This window comes from Halorubrum sp. SD612 (genome assembly GCF_002135005.1).
In genome coordinates this window covers 1-4,075 of record NZ_NEWI01000194.1, presented here as the reverse complement: position 1 = coordinate 4,075, position 4,075 = coordinate 1, and the positions used below count along the sequence as shown (strand labels likewise).

General features: G+C 71.3%; 4 protein-coding genes and 1 tRNA gene. 2 read left to right on the top strand and 3 right to left on the bottom strand.

The window, feature by feature from the left end; translation table 11 throughout:
* The first annotated feature begins 232 nt into the window (after window positions 1-232).
* Both B9G38_RS14845 and B9G38_RS14840 read left to right on the top strand, forming a co-directional pair.
* On the top strand, window positions 233-889 hold the full coding sequence (locus B9G38_RS14845; protein WP_086220893.1) for a lactate utilization protein: 657 nt from the start codon (window positions 233-235) through the stop codon (window positions 887-889).
* A gap of 146 nt (window positions 890-1,035) precedes the next feature.
* Window positions 1,036-1,857, top strand: coding sequence for an alpha/beta fold hydrolase (locus B9G38_RS14840; protein ID WP_086220892.1), 822 nt, complete (start codon window positions 1,036-1,038; stop codon window positions 1,855-1,857).
* A gap of 320 nt (window positions 1,858-2,177) precedes the next feature.
* Here the strand turns inward: B9G38_RS14840 and B9G38_RS14835 are convergent.
* From B9G38_RS14835 to B9G38_RS14825, 3 genes are all read right to left on the bottom strand, one after another.
* Window positions 2,178-2,251: transfer RNA gene (locus B9G38_RS14835), tRNA-Lys, on the bottom strand.
* A gap of 88 nt (window positions 2,252-2,339) precedes the next feature.
* On the bottom strand, window positions 2,340-3,002 hold the full coding sequence (locus tag B9G38_RS14830) for a hypothetical protein (protein WP_086220891.1): 663 nt from the start codon (window positions 3,000-3,002) through the stop codon (window positions 2,340-2,342).
* A 95-nt stretch (window positions 3,003-3,097) separates the two neighbouring features.
* Window positions 3,098-3,838 (bottom strand): SdpI family protein, encoded by a 741-nt coding sequence (locus B9G38_RS14825; protein ID WP_086220890.1) that lies wholly within the window; start codon window positions 3,836-3,838, stop codon window positions 3,098-3,100.
* Window positions 3,839-4,075: the final 237 nt, after the last annotated feature.

Here is a 4,075-nt window from a genome sequence, read left to right as displayed (position 1 = left end):
CCGCAGACCGACCGTCGCGTGCCCTTCCGGGCCTCGCCGACACGCGATTTTTACCGACGACTCGACCGCGGAGCGACGCGCTCGTCGAGCGGCCGCGTTCATCGGTATCGAGCCACATATTCGTCGGCGACGACACGAGGGTAACACCCGCGTAACCACCGGACGGCGGTGTCCGCGAGCGGTTAAGTGACTCCCGGCCCTCCGATCTCCCGACGAGGTTCTCACGTTCACCATGCCACAGCAGAAGGCCGACTACGCAGACGAGACGGAGATCGACGCGGAACTAGATGAGCTCCCCGACGACGAGACCGTCGAGGAGACCGTCGCGAACCTGGAGGAGCGCGGCTTCGACGTGGTCCTCGTCGACGACGCCGACGAGGCGCTGGAGGCCGTGAAGTCCCAGATCCCCGCGGGGGTCTCGGTGATGAACGGGCACTCGACGACGCTCGAGGAGATCGGGTTCGACGAGTTCCTGAGCGAGGGCGACCACGAGTGGGAGAGCCTCCCGGACCAGATCTGGGGCATCGACGACGACGCGGAGCGACAGACCGCGCGACGCGAGTCCCAGACCGCCGACTACTTCCTCGGCGGCATCAACGCGGTCGCGGGGACGGGCGAGCTGGTCGCCGCCGACCTCTCCGGCAGCCGGATCGGCGCGTACCCGTTCGCCGCGGGCAACGTCGTCATCGTCACGGGGATCAACAAGATCGTCCCGACGCTCGACGACGCCCTCGACCGGCTTGAGTCGGTCGCGTACCCGCTGGAGAACGAGCGCGCACAGGAGGCGTACGGCGTCGAGTCGTCGATCGCGAAGCAGCTGATCTACCGGCGCGAGACCGAGGAGGACCGGACGACGGTCGTCCTCGTGCGCGAGCAGCTCGGCTACTGAAAGCGGTCCGCGCCACTCGCGAGCGGCACGTGCCGACGCGTCACACGCTCTCTTCCCCCTTTCGACGACCGTTAGCGTCCGCCGCGCGACGCCCGACACCGCAATCCGTTTTTACCGTCTCCGAGAACCCCCGCCTAGGTCCCACCATGGCGCCCGCCACAGCGGAACGCTCGACGGACGCGTGTACCCTCTCGGACGGACGAACCCTCTCGTACGCGACCGGCGGCGACCCGGACGGGTTCCCGGTCGTCGTTCACCACGGTACGCCGGGATCCCGGCTGTTCGGGGCGCTGCTGTCCGAGCCCGCGGCCGACGCCGGCGTTCGGCTCCTCGTCCCCGACCGTCCGGGGTACGGCCAGTCGTCGTCGCCGCCGGCCGCGTGGTCGTGGGAGGACTGGTCGGCCGACCTCGGTGAACTCCTCGACGCGGAGTCGGTCGATCGGGTCGGCGCCATCGGCTTCTCCGGGGGCGGGCCGTTCGCGCTCGCCGCCGCGGACGACGAGCGAATCGCTCGGGTCGGACTGGTGAGCAGCGTCGTCCCGCCGGCCGAGAACGCCCTCGCGACGCTCGCGTCGGTCCCGTTCGCGCTGCGCGCGGTGTTCCGGCTCTCGAAGGCGGTCGCGTCGGTTTCCGGGCCGAGCGCGGTCGTCTCGCAGTACACCGACCGCTCCGTCTCCGAGTCGGTTGCCGACGCGGTGGCGGCCGACTTCCACGAGGCGCTCGACCGCGGCGCGAGGGCGGTCGAACGCGAGAACCGGGCGTTCGCTGGCGCGTCGCTCGACCCGAAGCCGTCGGACGTTCCGGTCCGCGCGTGGCACGGCACGAGCGACGAGAACACGCCGCTTCCGCCCGTTCGAACGCTCGTTGAAGCGGTCGACGGGACGCTGGAGACCGTCGCGGCCGATCACCTCGGAACGCTCCTCGACCGTCGGCGGGCGGCGCTGGAGTGGGTCGGCGAGGCGGCGTGAGTGATTCGAATCCCTCTCGGCCGGTTCCCTCACCGCCTCGCTGTTGCTCGGCGGTTCGGTGTACGGGCCGGGAGGGATTCGAACTAAAGCCAGAGGTTCCTGCTCGCTTTGCTGCGCGGGCTGCCTCTGGCAGGGTTCGAACCCTCCTTCGCACAGCACCGCCGCTCGCGGTAGTGCTCGCGGCGGTACAGCGGGCCGGGAGGGATTCGAACCACGCCCGGACGTGCTCGCTCACTCCGTTCGCTGCGCGCGACCGGTCTTTTCGAATCCCTCTCGGCCGGTTCCCTCACCGCCTCGCTGTTGCTCGGCGGTTCGGTGTACGGGCCGGGAGGGATTCGAACCCCCGACCGTCCGGTTAAAAGCCGGACGCTCTCCCTAACTGAGCTACCGGCCCAGACGAATCGCCGTAAGGCCAGCCGACGGATAAACGTTTAGAACCGCGGTCCGAGCTAGGGCCGTCGTCTCGCCGCCGCTTAGCGCCGTCACTGGTCGTCCGAGAGGTACTCGTCGACCGCGTCGGCGACGATCGCACTCGGCTCGACGTTCCCCATCGAGGCGCGGCGCCGCAGTTCGACGTACGTCTCGGCCGGGAGTTTGACCTGTAACCGGCCGAGCTCGACGCCCGCCTCGCGAACGGCGGCCTCGACGCCCGCTCCGTCGTTGACGGCGGACGCGATCCCGCGCACCTCCCGCACCGTGAGGTCGCCGTCTATCGCCGCCCACGCGAGCAGATACCGGTCCCGTCCCCCGAGCCGTGCGACGTGTTTCGCGGCGCTCGGCGCGATCCGCCCGTTGGCGACCTGTCGCCGGATCGCCTGCGGGAGGTCGTGGACTCGCGCCCACTTCCGAATGAACGCGACGGAGACGTCCTCGCCCGCCCGCTCGGCCGCCTCCTTGTACGACCCGACGCCGCGGACGAGCGCCGCGCAGGCGGCGGCGCCGCGCAGCATCAAGACGTTGTCGCCGTCGCCGACGTCGCCGGCCGCGAAGCGGCCCACCGTCTCCGCGGCCTCGGCGACGCTGTCGGGGTCGTTCGGGTCGAACCCCACCGCGTCCGCGGCCCGGTCGCCGGTCACGGCCGGGTCGGACCGGACCACCGGCTCGCCGACGGGAGACCGCCGGTCAGCGCGTGACTCCTCGGTCATACCACTCCCTTCGGGGCCGCGGATATAAACGCCGGGCACCGGGGCGGTACTCGCCCGAACGCCGGACGCTCCGGGTCGGACACCCGAGCGACGCTCTACTTCGCGGTTCGGGACGCAGCGTCGCCGTCGGCTCGCTCGCCGCCGTCCCCGCCGTCGGCTCGCTCGCCGTCGTCCCCCTCGGCCGGCCCCCTCGCGTACAGGACGTACGAGTAGACCACGGTGATCGCGGCGGTCGCGAGCGCCGGGCCGACGAGGAAGTACACGGCGTACTCGCCGAAGAAGAGGCCGGCGGCCGCGATCACGGCCGAGAGGGTGAACAGCCGGGCGCCGAGCGCGTGTGTCCGCTCCCAGACGGCGTCGTCGCTGAGCGTCCACGGCGTCCGGATCCCGACGAACCAGTTCGGCTCGACGTGGGGCAACAGCGTCCCGAGGTAGTAGAACAGCGCCGCCCCGCCCGCCACGGCGAGCGTCGTCACGTCGACCGCGTAGCCGAGGTTGACGGCGAGCACGGCGAGGTGGACGGCGACGAGGAACGCGGTGAACACGACCACGAACCGGTCGTAGTGGACCCGAAACGCCGCGACGTTCTCGCGGAGGGGATCGACCCGCGGGAGCAGCGCGAACAGGCCGAGCAGCCCGGCCGCGAGCCCCGGAACGAGCCACATCCCGGCCGTCTTCGAGAGCGTTCCCGCCGGTTCGCCGGCCGCGTTCCACCGCGTCACCATCCGCTCGGGGAGCTCCGGCGCGACCGCGAGGCTCGCGGCGGCGCCGACGGCGACGAGGAGGGCCGCGACGCCGAACCGGAGCCGCGTGGGGAGTCGGAGTTTGGAGGGCATGCGCGCGAGGAGACGCTCCGCAGCGGTAAAAGGTGTCCTCCCGTGCGAACGTTCCCCGCGGGACCCGGTGCGACGCAACCCTTACGCGTCGTGACCGCCAATCCGCGGGCATGACCGACGAACGCGACGACGACGGCCACGAGTTCTCCTCGGGGCAGGGCGTCGACGCCGACTACGACGCGTTCACGCTCGACCCGCCGGAGCTGGGCGAGGACCCGAGCCGCGTCGACCCGGTCG

Excerpts from the sequence above, each read along its gene's own strand:
- B9G38_RS14845 (WP_086220893.1), top strand. The coding sequence starts at position 233 with ATGCCACAGCAGAAGGCCGACTACGCAGACGAGACGGAGATCGACGCG.
- B9G38_RS14840 (WP_086220892.1), top strand. The coding sequence starts at position 1,036 with ATGGCGCCCGCCACAGCGGAACGCTCGACGGACGCGTGTACCCTCTCG.
- B9G38_RS14830 (WP_086220891.1), bottom strand. The coding sequence starts at position 3,002 with ATGACCGAGGAGTCACGCGCTGACCGGCGGTCTCCCGTCGGCGAGCCG.
- B9G38_RS14825 (WP_086220890.1), bottom strand. The coding sequence starts at position 3,838 with ATGCCCTCCAAACTCCGACTCCCCACGCGGCTCCGGTTCGGCGTCGCG.